Annotated in this window: 19 protein-coding genes; 12 read left to right on the top strand and 7 right to left on the bottom strand. The window is 73.1% G+C overall.

Translation table 11 applies throughout. From position 1 onward, the window contains the following. Positions 1–163: 163 nt before the first annotated feature. The 4 genes from Raf01_RS19575 to Raf01_RS19560 form a co-directional block, all read right to left on the bottom strand. Positions 164–1,474: a hypothetical protein gene (locus tag Raf01_RS19575; RefSeq protein ID WP_239133743.1), complete on the bottom strand. Its 1,311-nt coding sequence runs from the start codon at positions 1,472–1,474 to the stop codon at positions 164–166. A gap of 19 nt (positions 1,475–1,493) precedes the next feature. After that, complete coding sequence (locus Raf01_RS19570; RefSeq protein ID WP_203919382.1) at positions 1,494–3,032, bottom strand: alkaline phosphatase D family protein; 1,539 nt, start codon at positions 3,030–3,032, stop codon at positions 1,494–1,496. Between the two features lie 75 nt (positions 3,033–3,107). Beyond that, positions 3,108–3,848 (bottom strand): response regulator, encoded by a 741-nt coding sequence (locus Raf01_RS19565; RefSeq protein WP_203919381.1) that lies wholly within the window; start codon positions 3,846–3,848, stop codon positions 3,108–3,110. Beyond that, the gene (locus Raf01_RS19560) at positions 3,845–5,326 is read right to left on the bottom strand and encodes a sensor histidine kinase (protein ID WP_203919380.1); all 1,482 of its coding nucleotides are present in this window, start codon (positions 5,324–5,326) and stop codon (positions 3,845–3,847) included. The genes Raf01_RS19565 and Raf01_RS19560 overlap by 4 nt, the downstream gene beginning before the upstream one ends. Before the next feature lie 198 nt (positions 5,327–5,524). Here Raf01_RS19560 and Raf01_RS19555 point away from each other — a divergent pair, with 198 nt between their 5' ends. The 5 genes from Raf01_RS19555 (at position 5,525) to msrA (ending at position 10,760) form a co-directional block, all read left to right on the top strand. After that, on the top strand, positions 5,525–6,223 hold the full coding sequence (locus tag Raf01_RS19555) for an ABC transporter ATP-binding protein (RefSeq protein ID WP_203919379.1): 699 nt from the start codon (positions 5,525–5,527) through the stop codon (positions 6,221–6,223). Then, positions 6,220–8,700 (top strand): ABC transporter permease, encoded by a 2,481-nt coding sequence (locus Raf01_RS19550; protein WP_203919378.1) that lies wholly within the window; start codon positions 6,220–6,222, stop codon positions 8,698–8,700. Before Raf01_RS19555 ends, Raf01_RS19550 begins: the two co-directional genes overlap by 4 nt. Before the next feature lie 92 nt (positions 8,701–8,792). Continuing rightward, the gene (locus Raf01_RS19545; protein ID WP_203919377.1) at positions 8,793–9,533 is read left to right on the top strand and encodes a transglycosylase SLT domain-containing protein; all 741 of its coding nucleotides are present in this window, start codon (positions 8,793–8,795) and stop codon (positions 9,531–9,533) included. Positions 9,534–9,769: 236 nt separating this feature from the next. Continuing rightward, positions 9,770–10,237 (top strand): peptide-methionine (R)-S-oxide reductase MsrB, encoded by a 468-nt coding sequence (gene msrB / locus Raf01_RS19540; RefSeq protein ID WP_239133742.1) that lies wholly within the window; start codon positions 9,770–9,772, stop codon positions 10,235–10,237. Next, a complete protein-coding gene (msrA, locus tag Raf01_RS19535) occupies positions 10,230–10,760 on the top strand; it encodes a peptide-methionine (S)-S-oxide reductase MsrA (RefSeq protein WP_203919375.1) in 531 nt (176 codons plus the stop codon). Before msrB ends, msrA begins: the two co-directional genes overlap by 8 nt. 137 nt (positions 10,761–10,897) lie before the next feature. On the opposite strand, the gene Raf01_RS19530 is transcribed toward msrA, so the two are convergent. Then, positions 10,898–11,470, bottom strand: coding sequence for a hypothetical protein (locus Raf01_RS19530; protein WP_239133741.1), 573 nt, complete (start codon positions 11,468–11,470; stop codon positions 10,898–10,900). A 631-nt stretch (positions 11,471–12,101) separates the two neighbouring features. On the opposite strand from Raf01_RS19530, the gene Raf01_RS19525 reads away from it, so the two are divergent. The 5 genes from Raf01_RS19525 to Raf01_RS19505 all read left to right on the top strand — a co-directional run bounded on the left by Raf01_RS19525 (position 12,102) and on the right by Raf01_RS19505 (position 16,635). Beyond that, entirely contained in the window at positions 12,102–12,365 is a 264-nt protein-coding gene (locus Raf01_RS19525) for a hypothetical protein (RefSeq protein WP_203919374.1), read from the top strand. 14 nt (positions 12,366–12,379) lie between these two features. Next, a complete protein-coding gene (gene secD / locus Raf01_RS19520) occupies positions 12,380–14,077 on the top strand; it encodes a protein translocase subunit SecD (RefSeq protein ID WP_203919373.1) in 1,698 nt (565 codons plus the stop codon). Position 14,078: 1 nt separating this feature from the next. Next, positions 14,079–15,266 (top strand): protein translocase subunit SecF, encoded by a 1,188-nt coding sequence (gene secF / locus Raf01_RS19515; protein ID WP_203919372.1) that lies wholly within the window; start codon positions 14,079–14,081, stop codon positions 15,264–15,266. A 122-nt stretch (positions 15,267–15,388) separates the two neighbouring features. Continuing rightward, complete coding sequence (locus tag Raf01_RS19510) at positions 15,389–16,279, top strand: TatD family hydrolase (protein WP_505973666.1); 891 nt, start codon at positions 15,389–15,391, stop codon at positions 16,277–16,279. Then, on the top strand, positions 16,276–16,635 hold the full coding sequence (locus Raf01_RS19505) for a nuclear transport factor 2 family protein (RefSeq protein ID WP_203919371.1): 360 nt from the start codon (positions 16,276–16,278) through the stop codon (positions 16,633–16,635). The genes Raf01_RS19510 and Raf01_RS19505 overlap by 4 nt, the downstream gene beginning before the upstream one ends. 352 nt (positions 16,636–16,987) lie before the next feature. On the opposite strand, the gene Raf01_RS19500 is transcribed toward Raf01_RS19505, so the two are convergent. Continuing rightward, positions 16,988–18,592, bottom strand: a complete 1,605-nt coding sequence (locus Raf01_RS19500) for an MFS transporter (RefSeq protein ID WP_203919370.1) — start codon at positions 18,590–18,592, stop codon at positions 16,988–16,990. 380 nt (positions 18,593–18,972) lie between these two features. Between Raf01_RS19500 and Raf01_RS19495 the strand changes: the two genes are divergently transcribed. Continuing rightward, positions 18,973–19,545 (top strand): LemA family protein, encoded by a 573-nt coding sequence (locus tag Raf01_RS19495; RefSeq protein ID WP_203919369.1) that lies wholly within the window; start codon positions 18,973–18,975, stop codon positions 19,543–19,545. 7 nt (positions 19,546–19,552) lie between these two features. After that, positions 19,553–21,463, top strand: coding sequence for a DUF2207 family protein (locus tag Raf01_RS19490; RefSeq protein WP_203919368.1), 1,911 nt, complete (start codon positions 19,553–19,555; stop codon positions 21,461–21,463). A 93-nt stretch (positions 21,464–21,556) separates the two neighbouring features. Here Raf01_RS19490 and Raf01_RS19485 read toward each other — a convergent pair whose 3' ends face one another. Further along, positions 21,557–22,234 (bottom strand): GntR family transcriptional regulator, encoded by a 678-nt coding sequence (locus tag Raf01_RS19485; protein WP_203919367.1) that lies wholly within the window; start codon positions 22,232–22,234, stop codon positions 21,557–21,559. Positions 22,235–22,356: the final 122 nt, after the last annotated feature.

Here is a 22,356-nt window from a genome sequence, read left to right as displayed (position 1 = left end):
CCGGGACGCTAACCCGGCGCCGGGGCGGGAGGCTCGCGATTGCGCGAACCACGGCCGGACGGCCCGTGAACCCTGCGTGCCCGCCGGCCGCGGCCGGGCTGCCGGTACCGGGCCGGCCGGTGCCGGGCCGGGGACACCGCCCCGGCCCGGCACCGGGTGGCGGCTACCAGTCCGAGTTGCTCGCGCCGAGGCCGAGGATCACCTGATCGAATCCGTTGCCGTCGTTGTCGTCGGTGTATGCCAGGGCAAGCTGGCCGAACGGCGACGAGGCCACCGCCAACTCCTCCTGGCGCCCCGTGGTGACCTGGCTGCACGACTGGGCCGGCAGCCGGCCGGCGGTGGTGCCGTCCGGGTTGAGCCCGCGTGCCCACACCGCCGGGTCGGTACCCGCGACCGACCAGCCCACCACGGCGTCACCCTGGTCGTCGACGCCCACCGACGGGTTGGCGGCACCGGTACCCGACGAGACCTGGACCTCGGCCGAGGACCCGGTGCCGTTCGCCGCGAACGAGCGCGCCCAGACCCCGGGGGTACCGGTGTGGTCCGACTCCCACGCGACGGTGAAGCCGCCGTTGAAGTTGGCCGCGATCGCCGGGTGCTCCTGCTGCCCGTCGGCGACGGTGTTCGCCGAGCGTCGGGACAGGGTCACCGCGCCGTTGGCCTTCGCCAGCCGGGTCAGGCCGATGTTGTAGAACCCGTTCCCGTCGGTGTCCTCGTCCCACACCACGGTCGCGTCGCCGGAGGCGGACACGGCGACGTCCGGCCGGTGGTGCGATCCGCCGGCCTGGTTCACGGTCACCTCGTACGCCTTGGTCGCGGTGCCGGTGAACCCGGCGGCCTTGACCGTCGCCGCCGCGGTGCCCTGGATGTCCTCCCACACCGCGGTGAACGCCACGGCCGTGGCGCTGGTCGGGGCGCCGTCCGGGTCGACGCTCACCTTCGGGTTGATCTGCTGCCCGCCCGAGTCGGCGTTCGCGTGCCCGGAACCGAGGATCGCGCCGGCCGGCGACACCACCCGGTACGCGACGTTGTAGAACCCGTTGCCGTCCGGGTCATCGGCCCACACGACGACCGCGTCGCCCCGGTCGTCCAGCCCGACGTCCGGGGTGAGGTGCCTCCAGTTGGTGCCCGCGGTCCCGCCGCCGGACAGCTTGACCTCGTAGCTCGACACTCCATTGTGGAACAGCCGGAGGTAGATCTCCGAGTGCGTGTTGTCGCCGGGGTCGGTGCTGTCCCGGTCGTCCTCCCAGGTGACCGCGACATCCCCGGCGCGGTTCGCGGCGATGGCCGCGCCGTCCTGGTCGCCGGCCGACGCGCTGTTGGCGGTCATCCAGATGGTCGGCCCCGCCGCGACCGCCGGACCGGCGCCGAGCAGGATGGTCGCGCCGACCACCGCGGCGGACAGCGTGCCGGCCGCGGCGACTCTCGGCAGGGCGACTCTCGGCAGGCGACGGAGAAGTGCGTGCGCACGCACGGAATGCATCTGGTCCCTCTCAGGCGTTGACGAGGCCGGGCTGGCCGTCTTGGATGACGAACGAACGGGTGGTGGTCGCCGCCGCGCCGTGCTCGCTGACGGTGGCCACGCTGCGGAAGTCCACCGCCAGGTGGCTGGCGGTGATGGTGGCGCGCACGTAGCCGCGCCGGTCGCTGTAGAACTTGACGTGCGGGTTGCTCGCCCCGTTCGGGATGGTCGTCGACCCGGAACCGTTGCCGTCCGAGCTGATCGACGTGGACACCAGCTCGGTACCGATGACCTTCGACGCCGGGTTCGCGTAGTCGGCCAGGAGATTGTTCGCGTACGACCGGTGCACGTCGCCGGAGAGCACCACCGGGTTGCGTACCGCCCGGTCCACCCAGCCCTGCTGGATGCGCGAGCGCGAGGCCCGGTACCCGTCCCAGGCGTCCATGCTGCCGGCGCCGTCGGCGGTGAAATGCCGGGCGAAGAACACCTGCTGCCCGATGATGTCCCAGGTCGCCAGGTGCTGGCCGAGGCCGTCGAGCAGCCACGCCTCCTGGGTGGCGCCGGTGATGGTACGGGTCGGCGAGTCCGCGTCGGCGCACACCTTGGTGCCGTCGCCGCACGACTGGTCGTCGCGGAACTGCCGGGTGTCGAGCATGTGGAACGCGGCCAGCTTGCCCCAGAGCAGCCGCCGGTAGAGCTGGATGCTGGTGCCGGACGGTACCGAGGTGGGGCGCAGCGGCATGTTCTCGTAGTACGCCTGGTATGCCGCGGTGCGCCGGGCGGTCCACTGCGCGGCGGTCAGCGCCGGGCTGTTGTCCGCGCGTACGTTGCTGGCGTAGTTGTTCTCCACCTCGTGGTCGTCGGGTACCACGATCCACGGCGCCACCGCGTGCGCGGCCTGCAGGTCAGGGTCGGACTTGTACTGCGCGTACCGGCGGCGGTAGTCGGCCAGGGTCACGCACTCCGCGCCGAGGTGCTGGCGCACCGAACCGGCGGTCGCGGCGTCCTCGTAGATGTAGTCGCCGAGGTGCAGGATCAGGCCGGGGTTGTCGTCGGCCATCCGCCGGTACGCGGTGTAGTAGCCGGACTCGTAGTGCGCGCAGGACGTGAACGCCATCAGCAGGTCGCGCCCCGTGGTGCCGGCTGCCGGCGCGGTGCGGGTACGCCCGACCGGCGAGATGTAGCCCTGCGCCCGGAAACGGTAGTAGTAGTCGGAGTCGGGCGCCAGCCCGCCGGCGACGGCGTGCACGGAGTGCGCGCTGGCGTACTGCGCGGTGACCGTACCCGACGCGACGAGCGTGCCGAACGTGGAGTCGCGCGACACCTGCCAGTCGACGGCCACGTTCGCGTTGGGCATGCCGCCCTGCCCGTCGGCGTTGGTGGCCGAGGGAGCCAGCCGGGTCCAGAGCACGACGCTGGACGAGTCGGGGTCGCCGGAGGCCACCCCGAGAGTGAACGGGTACGGCGTGACGCCCGCGGCGAGGGCCGCCCTGGCCCCGACCGGCAGGGCGCTGGCGCCGGCTGTCACGAGCCCACCGAGAACGAAGGTGCGGCGGTTCAGCTTTGTCATGACTGGGAATCTTGAGATCAATAGATGGACTTGAGCCGGCGCGCCCGTGGCATGGGAATGACACGTCGATGGCGGTCACCCAAGTTTCTGGTGACGTACCAACGGGGTAGAGCCGGTGCCGGACCGTCCCGGCTGCACGAGCCCGGTCTCGTAGGCGACCACGACGGCCTGGACCCGGTCGCGGACGTGCAACTTGGCGAGGATCCGCGCGACGTGGGTGCGCACCGTCGCCTCGGACAGGTACATCGCCTCGGCGATTTCCCGGTTCGACTGGCCGGCGGCCATCTCGACGAGGACCTCCCGCTCGCGGGCGGTCAGCGTGGCGAGGTCGCCGGCGAGCGGCGGGCGGCCGGCGCCGGGTTGGGCAAACCGGGCGATCAGCCGGCGGGTGATGCTCGGCGCGAGCATGGCGTCGCCGGTACGCACCAGCCGCAGGGCGTGCACAAGGTGGTCGGGCGTGACGTCCTTGAGCAGGAAGCCGCTGGCGCCCGCGCGGAGCGCGGCGTACACGTACTCGTCGAGGTCGAACGTGGTCAGGATGATCACGCGTACCGGCTCTCCGCCGGTGGTCGTCGGCGCGGTGGCGAGGATGCGGCGGGTCGCCTCCAGGCCGTCGACCTCGGGCATGCGGACGTCCATGAGTACCAGGTCGGGCCGCAGTTGGCGCACGGCGGCGACCGCGGCCGCGCCGTCGGCCGCGTTGCCCACGACGTCGATGTCGGCGGCCGCGAGAATCATCGCGAAGCCGCTGCGGACCAGTGCCTGGTCGTCGGCGATCACGACCCGCAGCCGCGGTTCGCCGGTCACCCCGGTCATCCCGTCACCCCGGTCCTCTCGGTCGTGCCGGACCCCTCGGTCGTGCCGGTGCTTGCGGTCGCCCCGGTGCTCCCGGTTCCGTCCGTGGCGCCTGCCTCCACCGGGATCCGGGCGCACAGCTCGAATCCGCCGCCGACCCGGCGCCGGGTCTCGAGGGTGCCGCCGAGCAGGCGCAGCCGCTCGCGCAGCCCGACCAGCCCAGCCCCGCCGCCCTCGGGCGCCCGGCCGCCCTCGGACCGTGCCGCGGTCGTCTCGCTCCCACGTCCGGCCGGCGCGGCGTGGCCGGCACCCGGTCCTTCCGACCAGTCTGGCTCGGCGCGTCTGACGCCGCGCCACGACCCAGACCAGTCGCCGACCAGGTCCGTGGGCGCCTCGTTGCGGACCCGGACGGTCAGCGTGCTCGCGTTCTCCCGGTGGATGTGCACGGTGGTACGGGCGCCGGGTGCGTGCCGCATCGCGTTGGTCAGCCCCTCCTGGACGATCCGGTACACGGTCAGCTCCATCCCGTGCGGCACCGCGCCGTCCACCCGGTCCAGGGTGACCGGCTGGCCCGCGGCGCGTACCGACCCGGCGAGCGCGTCCAGGTCGGCCAGGCCCGGCTGCGGGCGCAGGGTGTCGTCCAGCGGGGCGATCAACCCCAGCAGGTGGCGCAGCTCGGCCATCGCGTCGCGCCCGCTGGCCTCGATGGCGGCCAGCGCCGCCGCGACCAGGTCGGGCCGGCTGTCCAGGATCTTCCCCGCCCCGCCCGCCTGGATCACCATGACGCTCACGTGGTGGCTGACCAGGTCGTGCAGTTCCCGGGCGATGTGGGCACGCTCCTCGGCGATCGCCGCGCGGGTGGCCGCGTCCCGCTCCCGGACGACCGCGTCCGCCCGCCGGGCGGCGGCCACCGCGCGGTCCCGGGTGCTGCGGATCGTCGCCGCGGCGAGGCCGATCGGGGCGAGCACGGCGAACGGCGTCAGCCAGCCGGGCATGGACGGGATCGACTCGTCGAACGCGGCGGCCGCCGCCGCGGCGGCGACCAGCAGCATGCCCAGTGCCACGGCGAGGCGCCGGCCATACGCGACCGTGGAGTACGCGCACATCAGGATGCCGACGAAGCCCGGCAGGACGAGCCCCTCGCGGATCGCGAACACGCCGGTCAGGGCCGCCGCGAACGCCAGGTACGGCAGCCGCCGGCGGATCGCCACCGGCAGGGTGGCGAACAGGTTGACCAGCAGCGGCCGCACCCACTCGACGTGCTCCTCCGGTTGTGGCGGCACTCCGGGAATCGGCGGCGGCGGCCGGTCGAACCCGATCCCGGGCGGGAACGGCATCTTCAGCGGGCCGGCATCGTCCCCGGACGGGTGCCGGACCGTCACGACCACCCACAGCACCCCTGCGACCGCGAGCCCCGCCGCCAGCGCCACGTCGGCGGTACGCGGCCGGGCGGCAGGCGACCGCAGGGCGGCGGCCAGGCGGCGTACGGGCAGGTCCACGCGCCCATTCTGGCAAGCGGTGGGCCGGCCGGCATCGGCCGCGTTACGTACCCGGGTCATCCGCGCGGCGCATCCGGCATGCGGATTCATCGCCACGGCCGACCCGCACTCATCGTCGCGCCCGACGACCGGCGCCGGTCCGGCGGCCTACCGTCACCGGTCATCACACACCTGACCTGCGACCGGAGGGCGGCTGCCATGCCCGCTGTGATCCACCTGACCGACATCGACAAGACGTACGACTCCGCCGGCCCGCCGGCGCTCGCGAAGGTGAACCTGACCGTCCACGCGGGCGACGCGGTGGCGGTGATGGGCCCGTCCGGCAGCGGGAAGTCGACCCTGCTCAACGTGATCGCCGGACTCGACCGGCCGACCGGCGGCACCGTCGAGGTCGCCGGGGTGCGCCTGGACACCCTGTCGGAACGCGGCCTGGCCCGGTTCCGGCGCGAGCACATCGGCATCATCTTCCAGTTCTTCCACCTCCTCGACGAGCTGACGGTCCGGGACAACGTGCTGCTGCCCGCGCAGCTGACCGGGGCGCGCGGCGCCCAGGCCCGCGCCCGCGCCGCGCAACTGCTCGACGCGCTGGGCATCGCGCGGTACGCCGACGCGTACCCGGCGCGCCTGTCCGGCGGCCAGCGACAGCGGGTGGCGATCGCCCGCGCGCTGATGAACCGGCCCGCGCTGCTGCTGGCCGACGAGCCGACCGGGGCGATCGACGCGGCCGCCGCGGCCGGCGTGTGCGACCTGCTGCGCGAGCTCAACGCGGACGGGCAGACGCTGCTGCTCGTCACCCACGACCCGGCGATGGCCGGCGGCTGCGCGCGCCGGACCGTCACCATGCGGGACGGCTCGGCACGGGAGAGCGGCCACGCGGGAGCGGTGGTGGCCTCATGAGTGCCATCGTCGTGGCGGCCCGCGCGGCGGTGGCCCGCCGGAAGCTCCAGACCGTCATCATCGCGGCCGTCGTCCTGCTCACCGCCGCCACCTGCGTGGTCGCGCTCGGGCTGCTGGCCGTGTCGCACGCCCCGTTCGACACCGCGTTCCGGAAGGCCGCCGGCGCGCAGCTGAGCGTCACCGCCGCGCCCGGCGTCCCGGCCGGCGACCTGGCGGCCACCGCGCACACCGCCGGGGTGACCGCAGCCGCCGGGCCGTTCGACGAGGTGGTCGCGTCGGCGAGTACCGGCGACGGAAGCGCCTGGAGCGTGATGCTGGGTACCGGCACGATCGCCGGCCGGTCGGCGCGGGACGGGGCGGTCGACCGGCTCAGCCTCGACAGCGGGCACTGGCTCACCGGACCCGGGCAGTTGGTGCTGTCCCGCGCGTTCGCCGGCCCGCTGGCCGACCCGGCGAACCTGGGCACCGAGGTGACCCTGAACCTGCCCGGCGATCCGACCGTGCGGCTGGTCGGCATCGCCGACTCCATCACCGGTACCGCCGACGGGTGGGTGTGGCCCACGCAGGCCGACGTGCTGCACGCGGCCGGCGCCACCACCTCCCGGCAGATGCTCTACCGGTTCGCCTCCGCCGGCACCACCGGGACGATGGCGGCCGACCTCGCCACGGTCACCGCCGCGCTGCCGCCCGGCGCGGTCGCCGGCTCGGCGAGCTGGCTGGCCGTCCGCCAGGCGGCGAACCGGTCGATCTCGGCGTTCGTTCCGTTCGTCACCGCGTTCGCGGTCCTCGGCCTGATCCTCTCGGTGCTGATCACCGCGAACATCGTCAACGGCGCCGTGGTCTCGGGCATGCGGACCATCGGGGTGCTCAAGACGCTCGGCTTCACCCCCCGCCAGGTGGTGGCCGCCTACGTCGCCCAGGTCACGGTGCCGGCCCTGGTCGGCTGCGCGGCCGGGATCGGGGCCGGCCTCGCGCTCGCGGTACCGCTGCTGGGCCAGACCGAGCGCGCCTACAACCTGCCGGCCAACGTCGGCGGCGTACCGGTGTCGGTGCTGGTCGCGGTCGCCGCCGGCGCGCCGCTGTTGGTGGCCGTCGCGGCGCTGGGCCCGGCGCTGCGTGCCGGGCGGCTGCCGGCGAACGAGGCGATCAGCACCGGCCGCGCCCCGCGCTCCGGACGGGGGTTCCGGGTGCGCCGGCTGCTGGCCGCGGCCCGGCTGCCGCGGGCGCTGGCGTTCGGGCTGGGCATGCCGCTGGCCCGGCCGGCACGGGCGGCGGGTACCGTCGTCGCGGTCCTGCTCGGCGCGGGCACCCTGGTGTTCGCGGTCGGGCTCACCGCGTCGCTGCACCGGGTGCACAGCGGATTCACCCGGGTCGACGCCGTACCGGTTGTGGTCCAGTTGGCGCAGTCGGGCGGCAAGCACGTCGAGCGCACCGGACCGGGTCCGGGCCCGTCGACTGCCGGTCCGGCCTCGTCGACTGCCGGTCCGGCCCCGTCGACCGGGGGCCCGGCTCCGGCGACCGGCCCGGCTACCGGCCCGGTCCCGGCGGGCACCGCCGACCCGGCGGAGGTGCGGGCCACCATCGCCGCCCAGCCCGGTACCGCGCACGTCGCCGGGGAGACCGACGTCAGCGCCCACCTCGCCGGGATCAGTGCGGCGGTGACCGTGCAGACCTACGACGCCGACGCCAGCTGGGCCGGGTTCCCGATGGTCTCCGGCCGCTGGTACCACGCCGCGGACGAGGTGGTCGCCTCCTCGTACCTGCTGCGCCAGACCGGGCACCGGGTCGGTGACCGGGTCACCCTGGCCGGCGACGCGGGGCAGCGCGCCGTCACGATCGTCGGCTCGTTCCTCGACGGCCAGACCGCGTACGACCTGGTCGCCGGCGCCACCACCATGGGCCCGGTGGCCGGGCAGACCACCCCGCAACGGTTCGAGGTCGGGCTGGACCCGGGGCGGGACTCCGCCCGGTGGGCCGAGACGCTCCAGCGGAGATTCTCACCGGACGAGGGCGTCTACGTCGAGGAACGCACGCAGGACAACGACAACCGCACGTTCATCATCCTCGACGCGCTCATCGCGACGCTCACCGTCCTGCTGTGCGGGGTCGCCGCGCTCGGGGTGCTCAACACCGTCGTGCTCAACACCCGGGAGCGGGTCCACGACATCGGCGTCCTCAAGGCGCTCGGGATGACCCCGGGGCAGTTGCGCGCGATGGTGGTCAGCTCGATGGTGGGCCTCGGGCTCGTCGCCGGGGTGCTCGCGGCACCGGCCGGGGTGGCGCTGCATCACTGGATCCTGCCGGTGATGGGCCGTGCCGCCGGTACCGACCTGCCCGGCGCGATCGTCGCGGTGTACGGCGTGGCCGAGCTTGTCGCGCTGGGCGCCGCCGGGGCCGTCCTGGCCGCCGCCGGGGCGCTGGTACCGGCCGGATGGGCGGCGCGGACCCGGGTGGCGAACGCGTTGCGCGCCGAGTAGGGCCGGGTACCGGGCAACCTCGCCTGCCCGGGTGTGCCCGGCGCATACCATGGCCCGGTACGGCGACGGCGGACCGGCGGGGGGTGAGCGGCATGACGCGGTACGGGTGGCGGCGCACCCTGGCGGTGACGGCCGCGACGGCGGCGGTGCTCGCCGGCACGGGGTGCGCGCACTCCGGCAGTGCCGCGGGCGGCCCTCACCCCGAGGGTTCCGGATCGGCCGGGGCGGCCCGGTCCGGCAAGCCGATCGCTCCGCCCCGGCCGACCGGCTCCGCCGCGTCCGGCGACACCGCCTCCGCAAACACCGGCCCCGGAAGCACCGCCTCCGGAAGCACCACCGCCAGCCCGGACCCGGACAAGCCGGCCACCTTCGCGGCCCAGGTCCGCACGTACGCACGCCGGGCCGGGATCGACGCGCAACTGCTGATGGCGATCCTCTACAACGAGTCGTACAAGCCGCACGACCCGAACCTCGAACGGGCCTGGCAGAAGATCGACCCCAACGCCGCGTTCGGGATCGCCAACATGCACCGGGCCGCGTTCGACGACGCCAAGCGGGGCCGGGACTTCGCCGACCGGGACTGGACGGAGCTGCCCGACGATCCGGGCCTCGCCATCGAGGCGGCCGCCTGGTACCTGCACGACCTGGCCACCGACCTGCCGCGGCACTGGCCCGCCAGGTACACGAAAGACGAACTGCTCGCCCTGGGCTACAACGCCGGAGGTGGCAGCATGGCGGAGTTCGCCGACGGCGCCAGGCCCGGCGCGGTGGCACAGTCCTATCTGGACCGGCTGCACGCCAACTGGGACGCCGCGGGCAAAGCCGTGCGGTAGCCCGGCGGCGGCGCCGGCCCTGAGCGGCCGGCCGGAACCGGACGGCGCACAACCCGTGGTTTACCGCCGAAGTCGAGCGGTACCTCCGCTCCCGGTGCGACAATGGAGGGGATCGGCGCCACGGCGCCGGACTCGTTTCCGCATCCCCCACCACACCGGCCCGGTTCCTTGCCGCGTGCCGGCTGTGTGAAGCCCCGTCCCCGATGTCCGTATGCGATTTGGGAGGAGCGACGGCGGTGGGTAAGGAGTATCGCAAGGATCCGGAGGCCGTCTCCCGGCTGACTCCGGACCAGTACCGGGTGACTCAGGAGTCGGGCACCGAGCCCGCCTTCAACAACGCCTACTGGGACAAGAAGGACCCGGGCATCTACGTCGACGTCGTGTCCGGCGAGCCGCTGTTCGCGTCGAGCGACAAGTTCGACAGCGGTACCGGCTGGCCGAGCTTCACCACCCCGATCGAACCGCAGAACGTGGTCGAGGTGCAGGATTCGGCGCTGGGCATGGTGCGCACCGAGGTCCGGTCCACGCACGGGGACAGCCACCTCGGTCACGTGTTCGACGACGGGCCGCCGGAGAAGGGCGGGTTGCGGTACTGCATGAACTCCGCCGCGCTGCGCTTCGTCCCGGTGGGCGACCTCGAACGTGAGGGCTATGGTGAGTACCGCGGACTATTCGACCAGGCAGGGGAGCGCGGCCATGGCTGACACGACCGAGAAGGCGATCCTCGCCGGAGGCTGCTTCTGGGGGATGCAGGACCTCATCCGCAAGCGGCCCGGTGTGCTGGCCACCCGGGTCGGATACACCGGTGGTGACGTACCGAACGCGACCTACCGCAACCACGGCACCCACGCCGAGGCCATCGAGATCACGTTCGACTCCACCAAGGTGTCATACCGCGACCTGCTCGAGTTCTTCTTCCAGATCCATGACCCGACCACGAAGAACCGCCAGGGCAACGACATCGGGCTCAGCTACCGGTCGGCCATCTTCTACGCCGACGACGAGCAGCGCCGGGTCGCGGAGGACACGATCGCCGACGTGGAGGCGTCCGGGCTGTGGCCGGGCAAGGTGGTCACCGAGGTCAGCCCCGCGGGACCCTTCTGGGAGGCCGAGCCCGAGCACCAGGACTACCTGGAGCGCTACCCGGAGGGCTACACCTGCCACTACATCCGGCCGGACTGGAAGCTGCCGCGGCGCAACGCGGACGCCGCCCAGCGCGGCGCCTGACCGGCTTCCCGACCGCACGCGGCCGGGAAGCCGCGTCTCTGCTGGGCCGTCGCGTCTCTGCCGGCGCGGTGCTGCCGTCGCCGGCCGCGCGCTCGGCTCCCACCCTCTCGCCGGCCACCCTTTCGGCGACCGCCCTTTCAGCGGCTGCCCGCTCGGCGGCCGTGCGCGAGCCGTTCGACCTCGGTGAGGGTCGTCACCCGGTCGCATTCCTCGGGTGTCAGTTTGTTGATCAGGGCTTTCGCGGCCTGGGCCTGTGGAGTCGTCGGCAGGGCACCGGCGACGAGCGCGGGAAGCACGAGTTCGTAGCCGACCCGTGCCCGCGGCGAGTACCGGGCACGAGCGCGGGCGACAGCGAAGGCGACGCGGATGGCGTGCTCGTTGCCGGGCGGAACGCCGGCCCGATCGACCTCCCGCGCCCCGAAGCGCATGTTGTGGTGGAAGCCGCACCGTTCGCAGGCGGCCGGCCCCCTGGTGAGAATGTGGCCGCAGTCGGCGCAGGACAGGCGGTCCAGCGCCGCGTCGACGACCCGCCAGTCGTGCGCGGCGGGATCCTCGACCACCAACCAGCACAGCGCGGTCTCGTCCGGCGAGCCGGCGGCGATGCGCTGGTCGGTCAGTAGGTCGGCCCACGCGCGGGCGAGTTCCGTTTCGAGTCGGTCGATGACCCGGGCCAGGGTGGTACTGCGCCACTCCGGCCTGATCCCGTCCACGACGCCAGCATGACGGATCGGCGGATGCCGCCGGTACCGGGCCCACTCACACCGCCCCGCCGTCCGCGCGAGCCGCCCGGTCCCGCCGGGCTCCGCGGTCGGTCCCGCCGGCTCCGCGGTCGGTCCCGCCGGCTCCGCGGTCGGCGCCGCCGCCCCGCCGTCGGGGCCGCGTTGCTTTGACGTCGAAATGCCGTCAAGAAGCGGCTTCGAGCCTGGACGCGCCGAATCGCGGGCGCTTCAATTGCCCGGTGACCAGTGAGGGCCGCCCACATCGCGGGTGCCAGCCGGCGGCGCAACCGCCCCCGGCCGGTGCCGCGTCGCGGGCGGACTCCGGCACGGTCGCGAGCACCGGCACCGGGGTGTCTGTGACCTCGGTGCCGGTGCTCGCGACCGCGGCGCCGTCTGACAACCGGGACCAGCCGACCTAGGCCGCCGCGCCGCCCACTCACCTCGACCCGTCCGCCTCCGCGCCGGAGGCCGGTTCACGCTGCCTCACCCTCCTCTCCGGAAGAACTATGTCCTCGATCGCCCGAGCCCGTGCGGCCGGGAACCCCGACAACGTCACCGCCCGGAAGCGCGTCGCGTGCGGCCGGCGCGCCCTGGGCGGCCGAACCACCTGTGCGGTGACTCGGTGACCCACCACACCGCCGACATCGTGGTACGCATCGTGATCGTGGCCGGGATGGTCGGCTGCTTCGGGTACGCGTACCTGGCCGGGCGCGACCGTGGCGCCCGGCCGCTGCCGGACGGCGAACCTGCCGAGCCCACCGTGCCGCCGACCGCCCGGCGGCACGGTGACCCCGTCCCGCTCCGCCGTTCCGCGCGCCGCCACCACACCGGTGCGTGCGCACACACTGTGTCCCGGCAGGCGACCGACCGCCCCGGCAGTTCGTGAAGGAGACGCGCATCGTGGCACCCTCTCGCGGACGTCCCCATCCGGGACGACCGCTGGCCGTACTCGGGCTGGTGTTCCTGGTCCTCGCGTCCCTGGTGTTCTTCGCCGGGGTGAAGGGCGACTCGAGCCTGCGCCAGCGGCTGGCACCCAAGCTCGGGCTCGACCTGATCGGCGGGACCCAGGTCACGCTGTCCGCCAGTACGCCGGACGGCAAGGCGCCGGACGCCGGGCGGCTGGAGGAGGCGCGACGCATCATCTCCAGCCGGGTCAACGGGCTCGGCGTGAGCGAGGCGCAGGTGGTGACCCAGGGCGACCGGGACGTCGTGGTGTCGGTGCCCGGCCAGTCCAACGACGACATCAAGCAGATCGGCGTACCGGCGCAGCTGCGCTTCCGCGAGGTACTCGACCAGACGCCCGGGGTGGCGCCGCCCGCCGGCGGTACGACGCCGGCCGGCACGTCCACCACCGGTACCGTGCCACTGTCCACTGTGGAGAAGAAGCTGGGCGCGGCGTACCCGGCGGCGCAGGCGCTGACCGGGCCAGCGGACGCCAGCGGCGATCCGGCCAGCGTCGCGGCCCTGCAACCGTTCGCCTCGCTGTCCCCGGCCGAGGTGGCGGTGCTGCCACCGGAGGTGGCGTTCAACGTCCCGTACATCACGTGCGACCAGCTCGACAAGCGGGCCGCCGGTTCGATCCAGCAGGCGGGTACCCAGGCGGTCGCCTGCGACCAGTCCACGAAGTACCTGCTGGACTCCGCGAAGGTGCTCGGCACCGACGTCGCGAACGCGCAGGCCGCCACCGACCCGCAGACCGGCGCCTGGGTGGTGAACCTGTCGTTCACCGGCTCCGGGCAGGACAAGTGGACCAGCCTGAGCGAGCAGGCGTACGACAACGGCGCACAGCAACAGGTCGCGGTGGTGCTCGACAACCAGGTCGTCTCGGCGCCCGCGATCCAAGGCGTCATCACCGGTGACGCGCAGATCACCGGCGGGTTCTCGCAGAGCCAGGCCAACCTGCTGGCCGACCAGTTGAAGTTCGGCGCGCTGCCGCTGACGTTCCAGCAGAGCCAGGCGCAGAGCATCTCCGCGTCGATCGGCCGCAACCAACTGCGCGCCGGCCTGCTCGCGGCCGGGCTGGGCATGCTGCTCGTGGTGCTGTACTCGTTCTTCTACTACCGGCTGCTGGGTACCGTCATCGTGCTCAGTCTCGGCCTGTCCGCCGCGCTGGTCTACGGCTTCCTGGTGGTGCTCGGGCGGCAGATCGGCTTCACGCTGACCCTCGCCGGCATCGCCGGCTTCATCGTGTCGCTCGGCGTGGCCGCCGACTCGTTCGTCATCTACTTCGAGCGGCTCAAGGACGAGATACGCGAAGGCCGCGGCCCGCGCAGCGCGGTACCCCGGGCGTGGGCGCGGGCCCGGCGCACCATCGTGTCCGCGAACGTCATCACCATCCTCGCCGCGATCGTGCTGTACCTGGTCTCGGTCGGCACGGTGAAGGGTTTCGCGTTCGCGCTCGGCATGGCGACCACGCTCGACCTCGTCGTCGTGTTCCTCTTCCGCCATCCGGTGATGACGCTGTTCGCCAACACCAAGGCGTTCCTGTCGCCGAAGGTGAGCGGGCTGGGCAGGATCGCCGAGCGCCGGGCACCGGCCCGGACCGAGGCCGGGCGGCTCGGCGCCGGCCGGGGTGCCTCCCGAGCGAAGGAAGTGTGAGATGACCGGTACCCCGGCACCGGCGGAGACCGCCACACCGGTGGCGGCCCCGCCGCCGAAGGCATCCGGCTGGGCCGCGCGCCTGTACCGCGGTGAGGCCGGCCTGGACGTCGTCGGCCGGCGCCGCATCCTGTTCGGCGTCGCCGGCACCGTCCTGCTGGTCGCCCTGCTCAGCTTCGGCCTGCGGGGTTTCACCCTGGGCATCGACTTCCGCGGCGGTACCGAGTTCCAGGTACCCGCGTCCGCCACCACGCTGGACGGCGCCCAGAGCGCGATCGCCCACGCCGTGACCGCCGTCGACCCGCACGCGTCCGTGGTGTCCGCCCAGCGGCTGGGCGGCGACCACCCGAGTTACCTGGTCCGCACCTCGCCGATGACGGCGAACGAGACCGCCGCCGTGAAGTCGGCGGTGGAGGGCACCCTGCACCTGCCGGCCTCGCAGATCGGCGACAACCGGGTCAGCGCGGCATGGGGTTCCCAGGTGACCCAGCGCTCGCTGCTGGGCCTGGGCATCTTCCTGATCCTGGTGATCGGGTACCTGGTCATCCGGTTCGAGTGGCGGATGGCGGTCGCGGCGGTCAGTTCGCTCGCCTTCGACCTGGTGTTCGCCGCCGCGGTCTACTCCCTGGTGGGATGGGAGGTTTCGCCGAATACGGTCATCGGCGCCCTCACCATTCTCGGCTTCGCGCTGTACGACGTCGTCGTGGTGTTCGACAAGATCCAGGAGAACACCCGCGGGATCACCACCCGCGCGAGCCAGACCTACGGCGAGGCGGCGAACCTCGCGGTGAACCAGATGCTGATGCGCTCCATCAACACCGGGCTGGTGGCTCTGCTGCCGGTCGGCGGCCTGCTGTTCATCGGCGCCGGTCTGCTGGGCGCCGGTACCCTCAAGGATCTCGGCCTGGTGCTGTTCGTCGGCATGGGCGCGGCGGTGTACTCGTCCATCTTCTTCGCCACCCCGGTGCTGGTGAGCCTCAAGCAGCGCCAACCGCAGCTGCGGGCGCACGCCCGCCGGGTCGCGAGCCGGCGGAGGGCGGCCGTGACGCGGGAGGCACCCGCGGACGCCGTCTCCGACGCCGTCCAGAAGGCGCCCGCGCGCTCCGCTGCCGGTCGACCGGCGCCCGCCGGAGCGCGCGGATCGAAGGCGAGGGCCGGGGGAGCTGCCGCACGCGGCCGGCGCCGGTGAACGGGCGAGACACCGGGGGAAACGTCTGAATCGGGGGCCACGGCGTGGTTTTTTCGTCAGCGGGTTTGGCGATGATCGGAAGCGGTCGCATGATAGGTAGCGTGACTACGCTTGAGAGTGGCGTGGCCGGGAAGCGCGACGCCCACGATTCCCCGTGGCGGCCGCGCATCCTGGACGCGCACATCCACATGACGTCCCGGACCACCGACGACTACGAACGCATGGCCGCGGCCGGTGTCCGCGCGGTGGTCGAGCCGGCGTCCTGCCCCGGGCAGCCACGCACCAACCCGGCGTCGTTCGCTGACTACTTCGACGCCCTCATCGGCTGGGAGCCGTTCCGGGCCGTCCAGTTCGGCATCCGCCACCATGCCGCGCTCGGGCTGGATCCGAAGGAAGCCAACGATCCGCGCTGCCACGATGTGATCGACCTGCTCCCGGAGTACCTCGACAGGGACGGCGTGGTCGCGGTGGGGGAGATCGGGTACGACTCGATGACGCCTACCGAGGACGAGGCGTTCGCCGCCCAGCTCGGTCTCGCTGTGGCGCACGGACTTCCGGCGTTCGTCCGCATCCCGTGCTGCGAAGGGCTTCGCGCCGCGCGCCGCAGCCTCGCGGTGGTCGGAGAGTCGACGATCGAACCGGGCCGGGTGGTCATCGACAACCTGACCGAGGTCAGCGCCGCCATCGTCCGCGAGGCCGGATGCTGGATGGGATTCTCCATCTATCCCGAGGCGACGATGTCCCCGCAGCGGATGGTGGACTTCCTCGAGATGTACGGCACGGACCGGGTTCTGGTCAGCTCGGCCGCGGACTGGGGACGGTCGGACCCCCTGCTGACCGTCGCGACCGCGCGGGCGATGCTGGCCGCCGGCTTCAGCCGGGACGACGTCGACCGGGTCTTCTGGCGCAACCCGGCGGAGTTCTACGGCCAGTCCGGACGGCTGGACCTGTCGGCGCTCGACGCGCCTCCGCCGGTGGAACAACCGCGGGCCGGTGGCAGGATGGTCGGGTGAGTACCGACCTCCTCCCACTCGTGCGGGCGTTCGACGACGCCGAACTGCGCGGCGACACCGGCCGCCTGGACGCCCTGCTGGCCGACGACTTCATGTCCATCGGCGACCGGGGTTTCCTGCTCGACAAGCGGCAGTGGATCGACACCCACGCCGACTTCACGTACCTCTCGCTGGAGACGACCGAGCTGGACGTTCGCCACTACGACCGCGCGGCGATCGTGCGCTGCGTCCGGCGCGGCGAGGCGTCGTGGCGTGGTGAGGCGATGACGCTGACGGTCAGGCTGAGCCAGACCTGGGTGGAACTGCCGGAGGGATGGCGGCTGGCCGGCATCCAGTTCAGCGCGCTCGACACCTGAGCGCTCGACACCTGAGTACAGACCCGCTCCGACCTACCTGAGCGTCCCGTGGACGGCGGCTCCGGCCCCCACACCGGAGCCGCCTCCACCAGCCGCGGCTCGCCCCCCAGCGAAACCCGACCGGTACGGGTGGACTGGCGTTGCGTTACCCATCCACCCGGCTTCACGGTACGAGTCAGGTTATCCGCCGACGCACCGGCACCGTGCAGAAGAGTCACCTACGGGACTGTTCGGGAATCGAGCGGTGTTGCATGCCCGTGCTCGCCTTCGCCACAGACCGGCGCCGCCACAGACCGGCGCCGGCACAGACCGGCGCCGGCACAGACCGGCTCCGCCACAGGCCCTGCTGCGCTCAGGCGGCTGGCCCACCGGGCCGGCGCGCGGCGAAGTCCTTGCTGCGGATGGTGGCGAACGCGATGACCGACGCCGCCAGCGCGATGATGGCGGCGACCAGCAGGATCCGGTCGAGCCCGGCGGTGAACGAGCCGCGGATGATGCGCTCGACGGTGCCGCGCTGCGCCGGCGGCAGCGCGGCGACCGCGCCCCGGTCGTTGCCGGACTGTATCGCGTCGGCCAGCCGTTGCCCCTTGCCGGACAGTCCCGGTACCCGCTGGGTCTGCGCGAGCACGTCGGCGGTCACCTTGCCGGTGAACAGCGTGCCGAGCAGGGCGATGCCGGTGGCGATGCCGATCTGGCGGAACGTCGAATTGATGCCGGAGGCCATGCCGGCCCGCTCCGGTGTGACGACGCCCACGGCCGTCGAGGCCAGCGGCGGGTTGACCAACCCGGTACCGGCGCCCGCGATGAGCATGCCCGGGATCAGGTGGGTCCACGACGAGCCGGCGTCGAGGCCGCGCATGAGCAGCAGGCCGATCCCTACGAGCAGCAGCCCCGGACCGATGAGGAACCGGACCGGGATGTGCGAGCTCAGCCGCCCGGCGGCCGGAGTCGTGAGCATGATGCCGCCGGAGACCAGCAGCAGCCGCAGGCCGGTGTTGAACGCGCTGTACCCGAGCACATCCTGCAGGTACAGCACCAGGTACAGCAGGATGGAGAACAGCGAGGCGCTGATGCCAACGGCCGCCACCGCGCCGCCGCTGAAGGTCGGCAGGCGGAACAGGCTCAACGCGAACATCGGGTGCGGCACCCGCATCTCGATCAGGATGAACACGACCAGCAGCACACCCGCACCGACCAGGCAGCCGACCACCCGGGTGTCGGAGAACGACCGCTCGTTCGACTCGATCAGCCCGTAGACCAGGCTGCTCAGCGCGAGCGTGAACACGATGAAGCCGGGGAGGTCCGGGCGCCGGGCGTGCGCGACCCGGGACTCGCGTACCCGCCCGAACGTCAGCACGACCGCGATGATGCCGATCGGCAGGTTGATGAAGAAGATCCAGCGCCACGACAGCCCGGAGGTCAGCGCACCGCCCAGCAGCGGGCCGATCGCCACCGCGAGGCCGGTGATCGCGCCCCACACCCCGAACGCGACGCCCCGGTCCTTGCCTCGGAAGGCGTCCGCGAGCAGCGCCAGCGAGACGGAGAACATGATGGCGCCGCCGACCCCCTGCGCGCCACGGGAGATCTGCAGCATCAGCGTCGACACCGACACTCCGCACAACAGCGACGCGATGGTGAACACCGCCAGCCCGATGACGTAGAGCAGCCGCCGCCCGTACAGGTCGGCGAGGCTGCCGGCGGGCAGCAGCAGCGCGGCGAGGGTCAGCGCGTACACGTCGACGATCCACTGGAGTCCGGCGAAGCTGGAGCCCAGCGCCTGCTGGATATCCGGCAGTGCCACGTTGATCACGGTGATGTCGAGCAGCAGCATGAACGTGCCCAGGCACACCGCGACGAGCGTCCACCACTTGTTGCCGGGCTCGGCGGTCGGCGCGGGCGCCGCCAGCGGGGCGTCTCCGTTGGGGGGCCCGGATGCCGGTGGGGGAGACGTCGCCATGATCACTCCATCGGGACCGGGCATGGGGTGACCAGGTGGCGCGGAAAACCCGCCCGCTCTTGTCGATGGACCCGCGCACCCCCCGGCGGGTCGCGACCGCCACGTAGAGCCTGGCACGCGGTGCCGGCGCTCCGGGCGCGGATCCGGCCTCAACCCATCGACCGGGTGACTGTCGCGGATCGCCGGTCCACGCACCGGACAGATTCCGGTCAGGGCGACGTCACACCCCGGCAACCCGGTACACCACAAGGGATGCGGGGCTTGCCCCGGTTTGCGATCTTGCACTATCGGATGGCGGACAGTTAGCTGAAGCGCGGCCGATCGGCAGCCACCATCGGGCCACGATCATTTGGCTTCTTCCCCGGAAGGCACCCCCTGGAATGGAAATCCTCGCCCTCGTCCTCGGCGGCCTGGTCTGCCTGGTTCTCGTGCTGCTCGCCGCCTGGGCGCTCGCGGCCTACAACCGGCTGATCCGCCAGCGCAATCAGGTCGACGCCGCCTGGGCCCAGATCGACGTGCAGCTCAAGCGCCGCTACGACCTCATCCCCAACCTTGTCGAGACGGTGAAGGGCTATGCCGCGCACGAGCGGGGCACCCTGGACGCCGTCGTGCAGGCGCGCAACGCGGCCGTCGCCGCCGCCGGAGCACCCGCCGCCTCACGGGCCGTCGCCGAGAACGCGCTGACCCAGTCGCTGGGCCGGCTGTTCGCGCTCTCCGAGGCTTACCCGGACCTCAAGGCCAGCGCGAACTTCGCCGGCCTGCAGAGCGAGTTGAGCGGTACCGAGGACAAGATCGCGTACGCGCGACAGTTCTACAACGGTGCCGTGCAGACCTACAACACCAGCACCCAGTCGATACCCACCAATGTCATCGCCGGTGTCGGCGGGTTCCGGGCCCGGGACCTGTTCGAGGCGCTGGGCGACGAGCGCGGCCCGGTCCAGGTCCGGTTCTGACACTCTCGTGATCACCATCAACACCGTTGTCGCCGTACTGATCGGCGTCGCCTCGGCGGGTGCCTGGTTCGCGTTGTACGGGCTGGCGCTGCTGGCCACCCGGCCGTCCCGGCCACAGCCCGCACCGCCCACCCAGGATCTGCCCGGCACCGAGCCGCCCGCCGTGGTCAGCCTGCTGACGAATCACTGGGAGGTGACGGAGGACGCCGCCGAGTCGACCCTCATCGACCTGGCGGCCCGGCACTTCCTGGAGTTCCGCCAGCCGGGCAACGATCCGGCGCACACCACCATCCACCTGCACGACGCCGACGTGTCCGAGCTGAACGCGTACGAGCGGGCGGTCTACCAACGGGTCGCCGGGCTGGCCGTGGGCAACGTGCTGCCGCTGACCGCGCTGACCTTCCGCGATCAGGCGCAGGCGGCCGGCTTCGCCAAGCGGCTGCGGACGGCGGTCATCGCCGACGCCCGCGAGCGCGGCCTGTCCCAGCGCCGCTTCGGCAAGGGGATCCGGTCCATGCTCACCGGGGCCGCGCTCGCCGCCGGGGCGGGGGTGGCCGTGTGCGTGGCGATGCTGGCCCGGACCCGGCACGACAGCGGCGACGCGCTGGTCAGCGGCGGGTACGGGTGGGTCATCGCGTTCGCGGTGCTGACCACCGTCGCGAACCGCCGGCTCGGCGAGCGGGACACCCCGGCCGGGCGCGAGGCCGCCGCCCGCTGGCTGGGCGTGCGGACCTGGCTGGAACGCACGGGTACGTTCGGCGACCTGCCGCCCGCGGCGGTGGCGGTGTGGGACCGGTACCTGTCGTACGGCGACGCGCTCGGCACCACCCGTACCTGCGCCGCCGTCATCGACCTCGGCATGGGCAACCGCAAGCAGGTGTGGTCCTCGTACGGCGGCGTCTGGCACCGGGTACGGGTGCGGTACCCGACGTTCTGGCCGCGGTACGGCAAACCGGCCGGCCGGTTGGTGCTGCGGGGAGTCCTGTGCGGCGGGGTCGGCTTCGTGCTGCTGTACTACTGGGCCCGGGGAGTGGCCGCGGCACTGGGTTCTCAGGTCGTCGGCGACGGTCCGGCGGCCGACTTCGCCGACCCGGTGCGCGCCGGCGGCCTGGTCGTCGGCGGCGTACTGGCGGCATACGGCGCGTACGTGCTGATCCGTACCGTCGTCGACCTGGCCGCCCCGGCCACGGTGACCGGACAGGTGCTGTGGAAGCAGGTCTGGCGCTCCACCAGCGGCGGCGAGGACCAGCCGCCCAAGCCGTGGCTGCACTACCTGGCCGTGGACGACGGCGGCGGCGACCGCACCACCGCGTGGGGCCTGCCCAGCGAGCGGGCCGGGCAGGCGGAGACCGGCGACACGGTCACCCTCACCGTGCGCCGGTGGAGTCGCCGGGTAACCCAGGTGACCGTCGACGCGCCCGGCACCGGCCGCGCCCTCGCCGAGGCCGACGCGGCCGCCGCCCGGGTCGAGAGCCCCGACCCGGACGCCAGGTCCGCCGGCAGGGGACTGGCTGGCCTGTTGCTCGCGCCGGGCGCGGGCCTGCCCGACCTGCTGTCGGGGACCGAGGTGAGCCAGGCGCTGGGCATCCCGGTGACCGTCCGGTCGCTGCCCGCCGACGCCTCCGCGCTGGTGGTGCGGCCGGCCATCTTCCTCGGCCCGGGTGACCGGCCGGTGCTCCACACGATGGCCGCGGGCGGGCTGCCCGGCCGGTTGGCGATGCGGGCCCGCCACCGGGGACAGCCGCTGCCCGGTGTCGGCGACGAGGCGTACGCGGGCGACACCTGGCTGGCCGCCCGGCGGGGCGACGTCGTGGTGGTGCTCAGCCTCACCGGCGACGGGCGGCGTGTCGGCGCGAGGGCGCTGTACCCGTTGCTGGTCCAGGCGATCGACCGGCTGCCCGCGTCGACGCCCGGCTGACCGCGCCGCGGGCGAGACGTCGCGCGGATGGTGTCCGGCGAGGCAGCGCCGGCTGACCGACGCCCGGCTGACCGCGCACGGGCGGGCCGGGCGCTACCGCCCGGCCCGCCCGGCGACGCCGGACGCGCGCAGGTACCGCCGCAACGCCAGGCTCGCCGCGCGGACGTGGCGGCGGATGTGTCGCTCCGCGGCTCGCGGATCGCCCTCCCGGATCGCCGTCAGGATCGCCTCGTGCTCGTCGAGGGCCACGGGTAGCCGGCCGGGTGCCTGGGCGGAGAACCGGTTACCCAGCCGCACCTGGCCGACCAGGTTCTCCGCGATCGGCATCAGCCGCCGGCTGCCCGATGCCTCCCAGATGAGCCGGTGGAACGCCAGGTCGAGGTCGCCGTACGAGCGGAGGTTGTCCGCGGCGACCGCCCGGCGCTGCCGGGTCACCAGCCGTGCCAGCTGGTCGGCGATCCGGGTGTGGTCGGCGGCGGACGCCGCCCGTCGGGCCGCGATCCCGTCGACGGCCTCTCTCAGCTCGTACAGTTCCAGCAGGTCGTCGGTGCTGACCTCGGGGACGAAGTAGCCGCGGTGGGGGACGGCGACCAGGAACCCCTCGCGCTCCAGCGCGGCCAGGGCGGTCTTGATGGGGGTGGGGCTGAGTCCGAGCTGCTCGGCCAGCGGGCGGACGGTGACCCGGGATCCGGGAGCGAGAGAGCCGTCGAGGACCGCGGCCCGCAAGCTGTCATACGCGGCGGCGAGCAGGGTGTGGCGCGCAACCGTCATCGTGTCGCCGGACCCCTCTCTCCTCGAAAAACGTTGGGACGAGTATGGCTCCTTCACGGGCGCCGGTGGGACACGCGGTCCGGCGTGGCGTCGGCGGCGGAGTGTCAGCGATGTGTCTCGCG

It is taken from the genome of Rugosimonospora africana, from assembly GCF_016862975.1.
Classification (GTDB): Bacteria; Actinomycetota; Actinomycetes; order Mycobacteriales; family Micromonosporaceae; genus Rugosimonospora; species Rugosimonospora africana.
The sequence above is the reverse complement of the archived record's forward strand: the minus strand, read 5'-3'. Positions and strand labels throughout refer to the sequence as shown.

Bases quoted from the DNA above. Each gene is read 5' to 3' on its own strand.
- Raf01_RS19570 (WP_203919382.1), bottom strand. From the start codon at position 3,032: ATGACAAAGCTGAACCGCCGCACCTTCGTTCTCGGTGGGCTCGTGACA.
- Raf01_RS19565 (WP_203919381.1), bottom strand. From the start codon at position 3,848: ATGACCGGGGTGACCGGCGAACCGCGGCTGCGGGTCGTGATCGCCGAC.
- Raf01_RS19555 (WP_203919379.1), top strand. From the start codon at position 5,525: ATGCCCGCTGTGATCCACCTGACCGACATCGACAAGACGTACGACTCC.
- Raf01_RS19550 (WP_203919378.1), top strand. From the start codon at position 6,220: ATGAGTGCCATCGTCGTGGCGGCCCGCGCGGCGGTGGCCCGCCGGAAG.
- Raf01_RS19545 (WP_203919377.1), top strand. From the start codon at position 8,793: ATGACGCGGTACGGGTGGCGGCGCACCCTGGCGGTGACGGCCGCGACG.
- msrA (WP_203919375.1), top strand. From the start codon at position 10,230: ATGGCTGACACGACCGAGAAGGCGATCCTCGCCGGAGGCTGCTTCTGG.
- secF (WP_203919372.1), top strand. From the start codon at position 14,079: ATGACCGGTACCCCGGCACCGGCGGAGACCGCCACACCGGTGGCGGCC.
- Raf01_RS19500 (WP_203919370.1), bottom strand. From the start codon at position 18,592: ATGGCGACGTCTCCCCCACCGGCATCCGGGCCCCCCAACGGAGACGCC.
- Raf01_RS19495 (WP_203919369.1), top strand. From the start codon at position 18,973: ATGGAAATCCTCGCCCTCGTCCTCGGCGGCCTGGTCTGCCTGGTTCTC.
- Raf01_RS19485 (WP_203919367.1), bottom strand. From the start codon at position 22,234: ATGACGGTTGCGCGCCACACCCTGCTCGCCGCCGCGTATGACAGCTTG.